Origin of the sequence: Nocardia sp. NBC_01388 (assembly GCF_045040085.1) — a bacterium.
GTDB lineage: Bacteria > Actinomycetota > Actinomycetes > Mycobacteriales > Mycobacteriaceae > Nocardia.
Genome location: NZ_CP109553.1, coordinates 7,918,822 through 7,934,369, shown reverse-complemented (window position 1 = coordinate 7,934,369; position 15,548 = coordinate 7,918,822). Strand labels below are relative to the sequence as shown.

General features: G+C 66.4%; 11 protein-coding genes. 7 read left to right on the top strand and 4 right to left on the bottom strand.

Features of this window, described 5'->3' with window-relative positions; translation table 11 throughout:
- Window positions 1-148 precede the first annotated feature (148 nt).
- From OG716_RS37495 to OG716_RS37480, 4 genes are all read left to right on the top strand, one after another.
- Window positions 149-1,333: a VWA domain-containing protein gene (locus OG716_RS37495; RefSeq protein ID WP_405134981.1), complete on the top strand. Its 1,185-nt coding sequence runs from the start codon at window positions 149-151 to the stop codon at window positions 1,331-1,333.
- Between the two features lie 556 nt (window positions 1,334-1,889).
- On the top strand, window positions 1,890-2,561 hold the full coding sequence (locus tag OG716_RS37490; protein WP_405134980.1) for a helix-turn-helix domain-containing protein: 672 nt from the start codon (window positions 1,890-1,892) through the stop codon (window positions 2,559-2,561).
- Window positions 2,562-2,688: 127 nt separating this feature from the next.
- On the top strand, window positions 2,689-3,360 hold the full coding sequence (locus tag OG716_RS37485) for a hypothetical protein (protein ID WP_405134979.1): 672 nt from the start codon (window positions 2,689-2,691) through the stop codon (window positions 3,358-3,360).
- A 274-nt stretch (window positions 3,361-3,634) separates the two neighbouring features.
- Window positions 3,635-4,903 carry a protein kinase domain-containing protein gene (locus OG716_RS37480; protein ID WP_405134978.1) on the top strand — a complete coding sequence of 423 codons (1,269 nt, stop codon included), beginning with the start codon at window positions 3,635-3,637 and terminating at the stop codon, window positions 4,901-4,903.
- Between the two features lie 80 nt (window positions 4,904-4,983).
- Here the strand turns inward: OG716_RS37480 and OG716_RS37475 are convergent, their stop codons facing one another.
- From OG716_RS37475 to OG716_RS37460, 4 genes are all read right to left on the bottom strand, one after another.
- Window positions 4,984-7,509 carry an ABC transporter permease gene (locus OG716_RS37475; RefSeq protein WP_405134977.1) on the bottom strand — a complete coding sequence of 842 codons (2,526 nt, stop codon included), beginning with the start codon at window positions 7,507-7,509 and terminating at the stop codon, window positions 4,984-4,986.
- Entirely contained in the window at window positions 7,509-8,282 is a 774-nt protein-coding gene (locus OG716_RS37470) for an ABC transporter ATP-binding protein (protein ID WP_355119017.1), read from the bottom strand. The genes OG716_RS37475 and OG716_RS37470 overlap by 1 nt, the downstream gene beginning before the upstream one ends.
- Window positions 8,283-8,380: 98 nt before the next feature.
- Window positions 8,381-9,916 carry a protein kinase domain-containing protein gene (locus tag OG716_RS37465; protein ID WP_405134976.1) on the bottom strand — a complete coding sequence of 512 codons (1,536 nt, stop codon included), beginning with the start codon at window positions 9,914-9,916 and terminating at the stop codon, window positions 8,381-8,383.
- A gap of 186 nt (window positions 9,917-10,102) precedes the next feature.
- Window positions 10,103-12,043: a protein kinase domain-containing protein gene (locus tag OG716_RS37460; protein ID WP_405134975.1), complete on the bottom strand. Its 1,941-nt coding sequence runs from the start codon at window positions 12,041-12,043 to the stop codon at window positions 10,103-10,105.
- A gap of 205 nt (window positions 12,044-12,248) precedes the next feature.
- Here OG716_RS37460 and OG716_RS37455 point away from each other — a divergent pair, with 205 nt between their 5' ends.
- From OG716_RS37455 to OG716_RS37445, 3 genes are all read left to right on the top strand, one after another.
- Window positions 12,249-13,019 carry a deoxyribonuclease IV gene (locus OG716_RS37455; RefSeq protein ID WP_405134974.1) on the top strand — a complete coding sequence of 257 codons (771 nt, stop codon included), beginning with the start codon at window positions 12,249-12,251 and terminating at the stop codon, window positions 13,017-13,019.
- Window positions 13,020-13,160: 141 nt separating this feature from the next.
- The gene (locus tag OG716_RS37450) at window positions 13,161-14,093 is read left to right on the top strand and encodes a TauD/TfdA dioxygenase family protein (protein ID WP_405134973.1); all 933 of its coding nucleotides are present in this window, start codon (window positions 13,161-13,163) and stop codon (window positions 14,091-14,093) included.
- Window positions 14,094-14,248: 155 nt separating this feature from the next.
- Window positions 14,249-15,460, top strand: coding sequence for a CaiB/BaiF CoA transferase family protein (locus OG716_RS37445; RefSeq protein ID WP_405134972.1), 1,212 nt, complete (start codon window positions 14,249-14,251; stop codon window positions 15,458-15,460).
- Window positions 15,461-15,548 lie beyond the last annotated feature (88 nt).

The following is a 15,548-nucleotide window of genomic DNA, read 5'->3' as shown; positions in this document are numbered from 1 at the left end:
TGGTGGGAATCCACCGGAATCAATTGAGTAACCCTGGATCCCGGCCACAAGCACGCCGGGATGACCGGGTGGGGCCGCCGGAGATGAGTCAGCCGCTGTGCGGGTCGGCCGAGGGCGGATACAGGTCGCGAGATTTGGGAGGAATGGCATGAGCGAGGTCAATGCCCCGCAGAATTCGAACGAAGCACAGTCGCGGCGTTGGCGATTGGTGCTGGGAGGTGCTGCCGAAGCCGGGCTGGGCGGGCTCGGCGGGGCCGAGGATGTGGCCATGGATCGGGCGCTGGGGGCGCTCTATGACACTGATGCCCGGGGTGTGGCGAGCGGGCGGCGCAGTGGCGGGCTCGGGGGTTCCGCGCCGCAGGTGGCGCGGTGGCTGGGTGATATACGGCGGTATTTCCCCTCGACCGTGGTGGAGGTGATGCAGCGGGATGCGGTGGACCGGCTGAATCTGACCGAATTGCTTTTGGAGCCCGAGCTTTTGGAGGCGGTGGAGCCGGATGTGCATCTGGTCGGCACCCTGCTGAGCCTGAATCGGGTGATGCCCGAGACCACCAAGGCCACCGCGCGCATGGTGGTGGGGAAGGTGGTGCGGGAGATCGAGCGGCGGCTGGCCGCGCAGACCATTGCGGCGGTCGGCGGCGCGCTGAATCGGGCGGCCCGGGTATCGCGGCCCAAGCTGCGGGATATCGACTGGGACCGCACCATTCGCAAGAATCTGGCCAACTATCTGCCCGAACACCGCACAGTGGTCCCGGAACGCCTGGTCGGCTACGGCCGCAAGGCGCAGGCGGTGCGCCGCGATGTGGTGCTGGCCATCGACCAATCCGGATCCATGGCCTCGAGCGTGGTCTACGCCTCGGTATTCGGCGCGGTGCTGGCCTCCATGCGCTCGCTGAAAACCTCACTCGTGGTGTTCGACACCGCCGTCGTGGATCTCACCGACAAGCTGGCCGATCCGGTGGACGTCCTGTTCGGCACCCAGCTCGGCGGCGGCACCGATATCAATCGCGCCATCGCCTATTCGCAATCGCTCATCACCCGCCCCGAGGCCAGCCTCTTCGTCCTGATCTCCGACCTCTACGAGGGCGGCGTCCGCGCCGAAATGCTCCGCCGCATTCGCACTATGAAGGAGTCCGGCGTCCAGGTGGTAGTCCTACTGGCCCTCTCCGACGAGGGCGCCCCCGCCTACGATCACGACAACGCCGCCGCCCTCACCGCCCTCGGCGTCCCCGCCTTCGCCTGCACCCCCGACCGCTTCCCCGACCTACTGGCCGTAGCCCTCGACCGCGGCGACGTCCAAGCCTGGGCCAACCTCAACGCGGGCAAGCCGTAGACCGTCAGATCGAAATCCCCAAAGTTCGCGACCTGCCAATTCCGGACTGCGGCTCATCAGCTACACCAACCGGTTGGCAACTCCCGAGGCGTGAACCGAAATGGACAGTGCGACAGTTGTTTCCCACCGAACCACCGGTTATTCCTTGGCAAGAAGTTCGACCAGCTTCTCCAATGAGGTTATATAAGTCCGTTTGCCGTCTGTACGTTCGACCGAATTCAGTTCCCTCCGGGCGGACTCCATCAACGCGTTGCCCATCTCCGGTGAGCGTGGCCTGGTCATCTAGGTCCAGGACGCGGGCAATGCGTTGGTAGCCGATGGTATTCACCGGACCAGAAGCGAAAGCCCTTGGTGCACTGTCGATCCTGAGCCCGGACCGGGCATTGACCGTGCGGCAACTGTGCTGTGTGACCGGGCTGCCGGAAACCTCGTCTACCAGGCGGTACCGGTGGACGAGCAGGATATGACGATCCGCGCGGTGGGCTGCGGATTGCATTTCGTGTCGACGATGCCGATGCACTTTACAGATTAGGTCCAAAATGGGACATTATCTGTCATGACCGAAAGTGACTTCGTCAGCCTCGAAGTAGCGGCGGCACTGCTAGGTATTTCAATTCGGCATGTCCGTCGCCTCGTGAATTCTGGAAGCCTGACCCAAGTCGCCCGCGGAGTGCTCGAGCGAGACTCGGTGGATCGCTACCTGAGTTCGCAGCGCCAAGGTCGAACTCGCTCGTGGGCGGAGCATACGGCATGGGGGGCGATCGCAGTCCTCGCCGGCGAAGAGGCTGACTGGCTCGGCCCTACCCAGACCTCGCGTATCCGACGTACGCTCCGGGAACTAGCAGACCCGGGTGACCTGGTTTCGCGGGTCCGCGACCGTGCGCACGTGCAAACATTCGCGGCTCACCGTGCCGCGTTGCCCCGGCTTCGTGCAATCGTCCTGCGCCCCAATATGAATGCCCTCGGCGTCGTCGACAGCGAAGAAAGCCAGATCGACGGCTACATCGCCGCATCAGATCTCGACAACGCGATTCGGACTCTCGGTCTCCGCACCACGTCCTCCGGTGCCATCACCCTGCGTGTTACCGGCTTCGACTTCGACCAAGTCCGCCAGATCGTTTCCACAAGCGCCGTCGTCGCGGCGCTCGACGCCGCGACCGTACTCGATCCCCGCATTCGGGGGGTTGGACAGCGCGCTCTCGCTGAGATGCTGGAGGCATACCGATGAGCGATCAACCACAGCGACCGACGATCGACATCGTTTCCTTACCCGGCGGCTGGCCACACCGTGGCCCAATGTTGCCGAACTGGCCACCGCACTACCGCGTGACAACTGGACTCTGGTCGGCGGGCTCATGACCCAGCTGCACACAATCCACTACGGAATCGGCGTCGTTCGCCCGACTAACGACGTGGATATAGTGCTGCACATCGAGACCCAGCGTGGAATTCCGGCCGCCGCGGCGACCGCCCTCGAAAGCCTCGGGTATCGACTACAGCCGTCTATCGACCCACGCAACAACACAGCGCACCGTTTCGTTCGCGGAACGACAAAGGTCGACCTCGTCGCTGGCGTCCCGACCGAGGATCACGTCGATGTCTTGATCTCCGATCATCCGGCACCCAGGGTTGTCGAACGACTCCGCGGCCGTGAAATGGTCCGCATCGAAGGTGGCACCCAAGCGCTGCGCCGAACCATCAACGCACGCATCGAGATAGAAGCGGGGGTAGTCGCAGAGATCTCCGTGCCGCGCCCATTCGGTGCCGTGATTCTCAAGACAGCGGCTTACACGACGGATTCCCGAGATCGGGACCGGCACCTTTACGACGCCGCCGCACTGCTGGCGTGCATCGAGGATCCGTTCGCGGAACGCGCAGACTTCACGGGCTCCGACCGGCGTCGAATCTCCATGCTGGCCACCCAACTCGTACCCGAACATTCCGCGTGGCGCGCGCTGTCGCGCCAACACCGGACTCAGAGTGAGACCGCCTTGGCGATCTTGGCCCACCAGACACCGGGGCATTGATCGAATCCGGACACCCCGTATCGGCCGATCCAGTTGGGCCTCCAGTGGCCCGGCCGAGCACCATGCCATCCGCAGACCGCATCCCGAACGACAACCTGTCTGGTGCGAAGAAACAGGTGAGGCTCGGCAATTCGCCGGGCCTCGCCTGTTTGTCTGTGGAGCGGAAGACGGAAGAACCGGGTAGCAGGGCCGCGAACCCGCCGGAGCGGAGCGGAGGCAAAACAAACCCAGCTAAGCTACCTGCGGATCTGACTCGTGGAACGGGGGCCGTACTGTGCGCACCGGTGATGTATTCGCGGGGTTCGTCGTCGAACGCGAGCTCGGCCGCGGCGGTATGGGGTCGGTGTATCTGGCCCGGCATCCCCGCCTGCCGCGCAAGACCGCGCTGAAGCTGCTGAATCAGGAGATGTTCAGCGATACCGAGATCCGCGCCCGGTTCATCCGGGAGGCGGATCTGGTGGCGCAGCTCGATCATCCGAATATCGTCACGGTCTACGACCGCGGCACCGAGGACGAGCAGCTGTGGATCTCCATGCAGTTCGTGGACGGTGTGAACGCCTCCACCGTCAAGGCGGGCACGCTGCCGCCGCTGCGCGCCGCGCAGATCATTTCCGAGACCGCCAAGGCTCTCGATTACGCGCACGGGCGCGGCGTGCTGCACCGGGATGTGAAGCCGGCGAATATCCTGCTGGCCCGGTCCTCGAGCAAGGCAGGGGGCGGAGAGCGGGTCTACCTCACCGATTTCGGCATTGCCCGGCTGCGGGACGATACCGGCCATCTGACCCAGACCGGCACGGTGACCGCGACCCTGGCCTACGCCTCCCCCGAACAGCTGACCGGCTCGGTCATCGACGGCCGCTCCGATCAGTACGCGCTGGCCTGCACGCTGTTCCAATTGCTCACCGGCGTGGTGCCGTTCGAGGGCACCAGCCCGGCCGCGGTGATTCGCGGCCATCTGCAGCTGCCGCCGCCCCCGGCGAGCCCACTGCGCACGGAGCTACCCCGGACCATCGACCCGGTGCTCGCGCGGGCCCTGTCCAAGCGCCCGCAGGACCGCTACCGCTCCTGCGCCGAATTCGCCGCCGCCGTCGAGCAGGCCCTGCGCCCGGTCGTGCCCCCGCGCCCGCCGACCCCGGCGCATCCGCAGCCGATTGTCGTCGCGCCCAGGCAGCCGACCCCGGCCCGTCCGCAACCGGTGATTCCGACTCCGGCCACCCCGCGCCCGCAGGTGGGGCCGCTCTCCGGACCGGCGTACCAGAATCCGGTATCGGGTCCGGCGTACCAGAATCCCGTGCAGAACTCCGGTCCGGCGTATCAGAATCAGGCGCCCGCCTATCAGAATCCGGCCCCGGTGTACCAGAATCCGTCCAGCGGCCCGGCCTATGCCAATCAGTCGACGAATTATTCGTCCGGCCCGGTGCAGCAGCCGACATACTCTGCGCCCGAGAGCAGTTCGTTCCCGGTCGGCTGGATGATCGCGGGTGTCACCGCGATTCTGCTGATCGTCATCGTGGTGGTCGTCACCATCCTGTACTACCGCTGACGTTCCCCGACAATAGGATTCGGCCGGTCACCCCGAGGTGACCGGCCGAATTCTTTGCTACCCAGTGGCTTCCGCCACGCCTACATATCGGCGATGGCCGCCAGCGGTGGCGTCCGCGCGGCGCGGATGGCGGGCCACAGCGCCGCGAGCACGCCGACCACGGCGGAGCTCACCATCATGATCACGATCTGCCCCCACGGCACCGCGATCTGCTGCAGGCCGAGATCCCTCAGCGTGCGCAGGAATCCGGCGCCGAGCCCGAGCCCGAGCACCACGCCGATCACCGCACCGAAGATCGCTATCAGCATGGATTCCAGATAGATGGTGCGCCGCACCTGCGGTCGCTGCATACCGACGGCACGCAGCATGCCGATCTCCCGGCGGCGTTCCACCACCGACAGCGCCAGCGTATTGACGATGCCGAGAATCGCGATCACCACCGCCAGCGCCAGCAGCCCGTACAGGATTGCCAGCATGGTGTTGATCTGCTTGCCCTGCGCACCCTTGAAATCATTGCGGTCCTGCACCTGAACCACGGCCCACTGATCGACGGCCTTCTCCAGGTTGGAGCGCATGACCGACAGGTCCGCTCCCGGCTGCGCGGTGATCAGCACAATGAAGTTGGTGCGGAAGCTGACCGGCATGACCTGGTCGTACAGCGCCATCGGCGCGACCATCGTGCCGAGCAGCTGGGTGTCCTTGTAGATGCCTTCGACGACAACCTGGTACTTCTTATTGTCCAGACTGGTCACATCGACGGTCTGGCCGGCATGCCAATTATGGTCGCCCGCTTCGGTTTCCGACACCATGATGCCGTTGTCGCCGAGCTGGTCGGTGCCCTGCTTCAGGTCGTAGCCGAGCACCTTGTTCAGCGGCCCCTCGGGCACGGTGCCGAGCAGCTGATCACTGCCGACCTTGAGCGCCACACCGTGGAACTGCACCACATCCTGCACACCCGGAATGGCTTGCACCGCAGGCCCGGCCGCCAGTGGAACACCGACCAGACTGTTGGCCGGTCCCTGCAGAATGAAGTCGGCCTTGACGCCCTTGTCCACCAGATCACTGATGCTGGCCTTGGACGAGGAGCCGAGCATGCCGATGGCGGTCACCAGCATGAGCCCCAGGGTGAGCGCGAAGGCGGTGGCCGCGGTGCGGCGCGGATTGCGCAGCGCATTGTTGCGCGCCATCACGCCGACCGGACCGAAGGGCCGCACCAGCACCGCGAGCACCCGCACCACCGGCTGCGACAGCGCCGGGGAGGCCAGCAGCACCGCGAAAATCAGTGCCAGCGCGCCGATTCCGACGGTGAGGGCGGCATTGCCGCCGGCATTGCGCGAACCGAGATAGACCAGGATCGCACCGGCGACGCCCAGCACCGCACCGCTGATGGCGCGCACCCGGCTGGACTCGGTTCCCGAACCGAGTTCGGCGCGCATGGCCTCGACCGGCGGAATGGTCGCCGCGCGGCGCGCGGGTGCGTAGGCACTGAACACGGTCACCAGCGTGCCGACGCCGAGCGCCACCAGAACGGTGCGCGGCTGCAGCGACATCGTTCCGGTCGGCAGGCCCAGGTTGAAGGCATTGAGCAGCGCCGAGAGCCCGAGGGCGAGCCCCACTCCGGCCGCGAGACCCAGTGCGCTGCCGAGCAATCCGATGATCAGCGCCTCACCGACCACGGAGCGGCCCACCTGCTGGCGGCTCGCGCCGATCGCCCGCAGCAGCGCCAGCTCCCGCAGGCGCTGCGCGACCAGCATGGAGAAGGTGTTGTAGATGATGAAGGTGCCGACGATCAGCGCGATGGCGCCGAAGGCGAGCAGGAAGTAATTGATGAACTTGAGCGCGTCGCCGATCTGCTTCTTCATATCGGCGCGGACCTGATCGCCGTCCTGCACCTTGTAATCGGGGAAGACCTTGGCGATCTGATCGCGCAGCGCATCCGGCTGCACACCGGGTTTGGCGGCGATATCGACGAACGCGACATGCTCACCGTCGGTGAACAATTGCTTGGCCTGCGCATCGTCGAAGTACAGATTGATGAATCCGCCGGTATTGCCCGGCAGATCGTAGATGCCCGACACCGTGACGTCGATATTGCCCTTGGACGGGACCAGCACCTTGGTCTGATCACCGACGTGCAGCCCCGCGAGATCGGCGCCGCCCCGGTTGATGGAGATCTCCCCGTCCTTGGTGGGCGGTCCGCCGGCACTGTACTTGTCGGGCGCGGCGACGGATTTGCCCGGCGGCAGGTACGAGGTGCCGGAAGTCGGTGCGCCGCCGGTCTGTACGGCCTTACCGTCCTCGAGCAGCACCACCGGCCCGTTCACGCCGGGCGCGACCGCGCGCACATCGTTCATGCCCGCGATCTTGTCGACCGTCTCGTTCGGAATGCCCAGGGACTGCCGCTCTTTCGGGCTCACCCGGACATCGACGCCCTTGGCCTGATTGGCGAAGATATCGTCGAAGGTGTGCTGCAGGCTGTCGGTGAAGACGAAAGACCCTGCGATGAAGGCGGTTCCGAGCACCACCGACAGCAGGGTGAGCACCAGCCGCACCTTGTGCGCGGCGAGGTTGCGCAAGGCAACCTTGCGCATGGGACTTCCGGACATCAGACGGTCTCCAGCGACTTCATCTTGTCGAGCACGGAATCGGCAGTGGGCGAACGCAATTCGTCGACCAGGCGACCGTCGGCCAGGAAGACCACGCGATCGGCATAGGACGCGGCGCGCGGATCGTGCGTCACGATCACCACGGTCTGCCCGAATTCGTCGACGGCCGCGCGCAGAATCGACAGCACCTCACCGGAAGATCTGGAGTCCAGGTTGCCGGTCGGCTCGTCACCGAAGATGATGTCCGGCTTGCCCGCCAGCGCCCGCGCGCATGCGACGCGCTGCTGCTGGCCGCCGGAGAGTTCGCTGGGCCGGTGGGTGAGGCGATCATTGAGGCCGAGCCGCTTGAGCACGGTCGAGAGCCATTCCTCATCGGCCTTGCGGCCCGCGATATCGAGCGGCAGCGTGATGTTCTCCAGCGCCGTGAGGGTCGGCACGAGATTGAAGGCTTGGAAGACGAATCCGATTCGGTCGCGGCGCAACTGCGTCATGCCCTTGTCGGACAGCTCGGTGAGATTGGTATCGCCGATGTGCACCGCGCCCGCGGTGGCCTCGTCCAGACCGGCGAGGCAGTGCATGAGGGTGGACTTGCCGGAACCCGACGGCCCCATGATGGCGGTGAACTCGCCCCTCTTGAACTCGGCCGTCACCCCGTCTAGAGCTCGAACCTGGGTGTCGCCCGAGCCGTAGATCTTCACCAGATCGGTCGCGCGGGCGGCGACCGTGTCAGCGCCCGCGTCGAGGCCGACGGTATCGGAGACATTCGAAGTCATGACGTCCAGTGTGTCGAGGTTCCGCGCCGGACGCCATCCGGGATCGCCCGGAGAGCCGCACCCTCATGGATTCCTTAGATCATCCCGAGGGCTGATGATCACCGCATAGGTGCGACCTCACCGGTGGGCACCGGTGCGGAAGTGGTCGGATCTTCCGTCGGGTCATAGGTCTGCTCATCGGTCACACCGGGCGCGGGCAGGTGGGTGGTGATCACCGCGGGCGGCGCCGAGGGCATCTGCCGATTGGCGTAGGCGATGCAGCCGGCGACCGCGACCACCGGGACCACCACGAGCAAGACCAGACCCAGCAAGCAGCCGCGAAGCTTCGACCTGCGCTTACGCGGTTTGGCCGGCGGCTTACCGCTGAACACCGTGCGCGCTCCCGGCGGCTTCCCGCCGCGCACCGGCCCACCCGGCGCGGTCAGCCCCCGGGTGGGCGTCACCGACGCACCGCTCGGAAACTGCCTGGCCGCAGGCTGACCCGTGAACGGCGCGGACATGGCCGCCGTCCGAGGCGGCGTCACCCCTCCGGCGTACGGGGTCTGCCCGCCCACCGCCTGACCGTATTGGAGCGCGGGGTTCGCCGTGTGTGAGCCCGACCCAGCCACCGGCTGACCGGAGACAGGCGCACCCGATCCGGGCCGAGGCGCGAATTGCCTTGCCGGCGAGCCGGGTACCTCCCGGGCCTGGGGCGCTCCCGACCAGCCCTGACCAGCCGGTGATTGGGCCGCGAATTGGCCGCGGCCCGATCCGTTTCCGGCGGGAGCCGCATTCGGCGGGAGTTGACGGGCGGGCGCGTAACCGGCCGGAGTGGTCAGCGCCTGCTGCGCCGCGACTGCGAAGGCGGTGCAGGAAGCGAAGCGATCCGAAGGTTCCTTGGCCATGGCGCGGGCCATGACCGCGTCCAAGGCCTGGGGTAGCCCCGGGCGCAGCCGGCTGACCAGGGGCGGCGGCTGGTTGAGATGACCCTGCATGATCGCGACCGGATGTTCGGCGGCGAACGGAATATCGCCCGTGAGCAGGCGAAACAGCGTGCAGGCCAGGGAGTACTGGTCACACCGGTGATCGAGCGGTTTGCCGATCAGCTGTTCCGGGGCCGCATAGGCGAGCGTGGCCGTGAAGGAACCGGTCTGGGTGAGCCTGGTGGAATCCTCGCGCAGGCGGGCAATGCCGAAGTCCGCCAGGAAGACCCGCTCCTCGCCCTCATCGCGTTCGAGCAGGATATTGGCGGGCTTCACATCCCGGTGCAGCACACCCTTGCGGTGCGCGAAATCCAGCGCCTTGGCGGTATCGGCGATGATCCGGATCGCCTGCTGCGGCGGCAATTCCGCGGAATTCAGGGTCGAGGCGTCCACACCGTCGATATAGCGCATGGAGATCCACAGCCGGTCGCCCTCGACGCCGCGGTCGTAGATCGGGACGATGTGCGGATGCTCGAGCCGCGTGATCAGATCGGCCTCGCGCTCGAAGCGCGCGCGAACCTCGTTGTCGCCGAACAACTCCCGATTGAGCAGCTTGAGCGCGGTCCGCCGCGGCAACCGCGGATGCTGCGCGAGGTACACCGACCCCATCCCGCCGCGACCGAGCTCCCGTTCGATCAGGTAACCCGCGAACGTCTCTCCGCTGCGCAGCACCGTGTTATTTTGCCTTCGCTTCGCTACGGCGGGTTCGCGGCCCCCTTGGTCTCGTTCTTCCCTCCCTCCGCTCCTCCGCTTCGCTCCCACGCTCCACTCAGTCCAGAACGAGACGGGCCACGAACCGGCCCGTTACAGGGCGAGCCGCGAAACTCGCCATTGGAACCGAAGGTTGCGAACTCGACCCTAGTTCAAAGGTGCGGAGCGCCACCAGGTCAGTAGGGCGTCCATGGCGCCCGCGACACCGTCGGTGTACATGAGGTACTGGGTGCGGTTGTTGTCACCGGTGAAGATGGTGACCATGCGGGGGCGGGAACCGGTGAACTGGTAGTTGGTGTAGGTCTTGCCGCCGCTGGCATCGGAGGAGGTCTTATCCGGCTTCAGGCCGCTGACCACCGATTTCACCTTGTCCGCCGACGAGTAGGCGTAGATCCGGTAGAACGGATCGTCATTGTTCCCGCCGCCGAAGCAGCGCCACTGCGCCGCCCAATCACCGAAATCGGGTTCGCCGTCGGACTTGTCCGGCGGGCTCTTCGGATCGGCCACCCAGCAGCTCGCACCGTTGTAGCCGGTGTCACCGGCGGCGGTGGCCGGGACCAGACGTGAGAACTGGGCGCTGATGCCGGCCACATCGGCCGAAGTACCGGAGGAGGCGGCGGACGTGGAAGGGTGGGCGGAGGTGGAAGCGTAGGTCGAGGTGGTCGGGGCCTTCGCGGCGGTGGTCGTCGTACCGCCGGCCTTGTTGCTGCCGCCGCTGAGCGCGACCAGCACCACGACGGCCGCGATGGCGAGCACCACGACACCGATGATCGCGCCGATGATCAGTCCGGTATTGGACTTCTTCGGCGGCTGCGACTGGGGCGGGCCCATCGGAGGGCGCATATTCGGGGGCGGCCCGGCCGGATTGGCATGGTTCCCGGACTGATTCGCGTAATTACCCGACTGATTGGCGTAGTTGCCCGACTGATTCGTGTAGTTGTACGTCGGCGGGCCGGTGTACTGATTCGTCGGCCGCGCACCGGAGTTGTACAGCTGCTGCGGCGGCGGTGTAGCCGTATTCACCTGTGCCGAATACTGATTCGGCGTCACCGTCGGCGCCGAACCCGAGATGTTCGGCCGCGGGCCGCCCGTCTGCATCGGCCCGCCGGCGGGCTGCATATGCCCGCCGGAGGTCTGCGCCGGCGCCCCGTTCAGGAACCCGCCGGTCGGCTGCGCGATCGTCGGGCTCGCGCCCATGATCAGCTGCGGCGGCGCGGTGCGCGGATTCACCAGCGGCACGGCCGGAGCGCTGGGCGCGGTCAGTGCGCGCCGGGCGGCGGCGGCGAAATCGGCACAGCTGGGGAAGCGGTCCTCCGGCCGCTTGGCCATGGCCTTGGCCATCACCAGATCCAGCGCATGCGGCAGACCGGGCCGCAGCCCGCTCAGCGGCGGCGGCGGTTGCTGCAGATGCCCCTGGATGACGGCGGCCGGATTGGTCGCCGAGAACGGACCGGACCCGGTCAGCAGCCAGAACAGCGTGCAGGCCAGCGAATACTGGTCGGAGCTGCCGTCCAGCGGCGAACCGGTGAGCTGTTCCGGCGAGGCGTAGGCCAGGGTCGCGGTGAAGGTGCCGGTCTGGGTGAGGTTCTGGCCGTGATCATCACGCAGGCGCGCGATGCCGAAGTCGGTGAGGTAGACCCGCTCGCCCTTACCGCCGGTGGATCGCGCCAGCAGAATATTCGCCGGCTTCACATCGCGGTGCAGCACCTCGTTGCGGTGCGCGTAGTCCAGCGCGTCCCCGGTCTCGGCGACGATCTGCACGGCCCGCTCGGGCGGCAGCGTCTGCGGAGTCACCCCGGAGGCGTCGACGCCGTCGACGTACTGCATGGAGATCCACAGCTGACCGTCTTCGAGCCCGCGGTCGTAGACGGTGACGATATTGTGGTGATCGAGCTGGGCGACCAGATCGGCCTCGCGCTCGAAACGCGCGCGAACCTCCTTGTCGAACACCATCTCCCGGTTCAGCAGCTTGAGTGCCGTGAGCCGGGGCAGACGGGGATGCTTGGCCAGATATACCGAGCCCATTCCCCCGCGCCCCAGCTGCCGCTCGATAATGTAGCCCGCGAAGACATCCCCGTTGGACAGCATGATCCGCTCCCACTTCCTACCTCGCGCGCCGGGACCCACCAGCGCGTGACGTACCGCAATAGATCGGCGTGATCGTGCTCGGGCCGATCCGAAATCACCGAAACCATAGCGCAATCGAGTTCTACTGAACTATCTCCGCGGCGCGCGGTAGTGCAACAGTGGTGAGCACAATCTCTTGTCGGGGGGCGGCGATACGCTGGCTGCCATGCGCATAGGAGCACACGTCCGGCTCGACAGCGATCCCATCGGTTTCGGGGAGAAGCTGGGCGCCGACGTCATCCAGATGTTCGTGGTCGATCCGCAGAGTTGGGACAAACCCCAGCCGCACCCCCGGGCCGAGGAGATCAAGGCCAGCCCCATCGATCTGGTGGTGCACTCCTCGTACCAGATCAATGTGGCCAGCCTGAACAACCGGCTGCGCATGCCCTCACGCAATGCGGTGGCACAGCAGGCGAAGGCCGCGGCCGAGCTGGGCGCGTTCGGGCTGGTGGTGCACGGTGGGCATGTCCGCTCCGATGCGGAGACCATCGACGGAATCCTCAACTGGCGCAAACTCTTCGAGCGCCAGCAGGACAAGGGCGGCTTCGCGGTGCCGATTCTGATCGAGAACACCGCGGGCGGAAATCACGCCATGGCACGGCATTTCGACGATATCGGGCGGCTGTGGGACGCCGTCGGCGACTTCGGGGCCGGTTTCTGCCTGGACACCTGCCACGCCTGGGCGGGCGGTGAGGAACTGCTCGGCATTGTGGATCGGATCAAGGCCATTACCGGGCGCATCGATCTGGTGCATCTGAACTCCTCCCGCGACACCTTCGATTCGGGCGCGGACCGGCATGCGAATCTGGCCGACGGCACCATCGATCCGCAATTGCTGGTCGAGGTGTGCAAGGCGGTGGACGCGCCGATCATTCTGGAGACTCCCGCCGACGGGGTGGCCGAGGACCTGGCGTACCTGCGCGAGCAGGTGGGTTAGGCCGAGCGCGGCGGCCGGATCCGGCATACCGCTGCGGTTAGGCGGGGTAACGGCTTTCGATCCGGCTGCGCGTAAACCTGTTTCGGCGACGGGGCCGGTGGTGTGCTCGAACGAAGCAATCGTTCGAGCGAAAGGCCCAGTATGTCCGTCGATTACGCCACCACCGCCACCGTGGTGAAGCTCGGCAGCAAGATCGGTGCGCGCATCGACGGCGTCCGTCTCGGAGGCGAGCTGGATTCCGAGACCGTGCAGGTCATTCAGAACGCACTGCACGAGCACAAGGTCATCTTCTTCCGCGGCCAGGAGCATCTGACCGAGGACGGCCAGCACGAGTTCGCACAGCTACTGGGCGCGCCCACCACCCCGCACCCGACCGTCACCTCGAAGGGCGTCAAATCGCTGCCCATCGATTCGGAGTACGGCCGCGCCAATAGCTGGCACACCGATGTCACCTTCGTGGACCGCATTCCGAAGGCGTCCATCCTGCGCGCGGTACACCTGCCCGGCTACGGCGGCTCCACCACCTGGGCCTCCACCGTCGCCGCCTACGAATCGCTGCCCGCGCCGCTCAAGGCGCTGGTCGAGAACCTGCGCGCCCGGCACACCAATGCCTACGACTACGCCGCCGACCGCAGCGATTCGCACGCCCCCAATGATCAGGGCAAGGCCTACCGCGCCGAATTCGAGTCCACCTACTACGAGACCGAGCACCCGGTGGTGCGCGTGCATCCGGTCACCGGTGAGCGCGCCCTGCTGCTCGGCCACTTCGTCAAGAACTTCGCCGGCCTCACCACCGCCGAATCCCAGGCCCTCTTCCAGCTCCTGCAGGCCCGAGTCACCAAGCTGGAGAACACCACCCGCTGGAACTGGCAGCTCGGCGACGTAGCCATCTGGGACAACCGCGCCACCCAGCACTACGCCATCGACGACTACGACAGCCGGCCCCGCCGCCTGACCCGCATCACCCTGGCCGGCGACATCCCCGTCGACATCCACGGCAACCCCAGCACCATCATCACCGGCAATGCCGAGCACTATTCCATCGTCGAAAAGGTCGCCCCCCGCGCCGCCTGACAAAACCCGCTTCCGGCCGGTGCGACAGACACCCTCAACATCTCGACTGTCGCACCGGCCTTTTCGCGCTCTCTCGTACGCGGCGTGCCCGTGTGCAGGTGCAGGCGGGGTGCGCGGCCGGGGAGCAGGGGTTGGGGTGGGGCAGAATTGCGGGTATGGAGATTCGGCCGCTCGATGGGGTGCGGGTTCTGGAGTTGGGGAATTATGTCGCCGCGCCTACGGCTGGGCGGATTCTCGGGGACTTCGGGGCGGAGGTCATCAAGGTCGAGCGGCCGAAAACTGGGGATGAGCTGCGGAATTGGCGGCTGTACGGCGGGGATACATCCATGCTGTACCGGACGGTGAATCGGAACAAGAAGTCGATCGTGCTGGATCTGCGGACCGAGGCGGGGCGCGCGATCGTGCTGGATCTGGTCAAGCAGTGCGATGTGCTGCTGGAGAACTTCCGGCCGGGAATGCTGGAGAAGTGGGGGCTCGGGCCGGAGGCGCTGAACGCGGCGAATCCGGATCTGGTGATCACCCGCATCTCCGCGTACGGGCAGACCGGCCCGCTGTCGCAGCGTCCCGGATTCGCGGCGGTGGCCGAGGCGGTCGGCGGGCTGCGTGAACTCGTGGGGGATCCGGATCGGCCGCCGGTGCGGGTGGGCGTCTCCATCGGGGATTCCATCGCGGGTATCTACGCGGCCTTCGGAACCGTCATGGCGCTGTTCCAGCGCGAGCGCGCCACCGATCGAGTTCCCTTGGACCAGCGCATTATCGATGTGGCGCTGAACGAGTCGATCCTGTCCGTCATGGAATCGCTGGTTCCGGACTATCTCGCCTACGGCATCAATCGCGAGCGGGTCGGCGGGCGCATGGAGGGCATCGCCCCCAGCAACGCGTACCCGTGCCGTGACGGCAACAGCATTATTATCGGCGGCAATGGTGATGCCATCTTCCAGCGCTATATGCGGGTGATCGAACGGCCCGATCTGGCGGCCGACCCCGAGCTGCAAGACAATGCGGGCCGCTGGCGCAATCGCGATCGGCTGGATGCCGATATCGCCGACTGGACGCGGCTGCGCACCCGGGACGAGGCGCTGCAATTGCTGGAGGCCGCCGCCATCCCGTGCGGGCCCATCTACACCGCCGCCGATATCGTCGCCGACGAGCAGTACCTGGCGCGCAATATGATTCAGCACTTCCCGGTCGATGTGGGCGAGCCCGAGCCCAAACAGGTCGGCTTCACCGGCATCGTCCCGGTGATCGGCGGCCGGTCGCTGCCCATCCGCAATGTCGGCCCCGATCTGGGCGAGCACACCCACGAGGTGCTGTCCGGCCTGCTCGGCATGTCCGGCATCGACATCGACGCACTGGAAGGCCGATGAGCAATGTGATCACGCCGGAAGCTCAATCCCGGACCACTACCCGAGCTCGCTCTCGCACCGACGCCCGAGCCCATGACTGGACCACCGC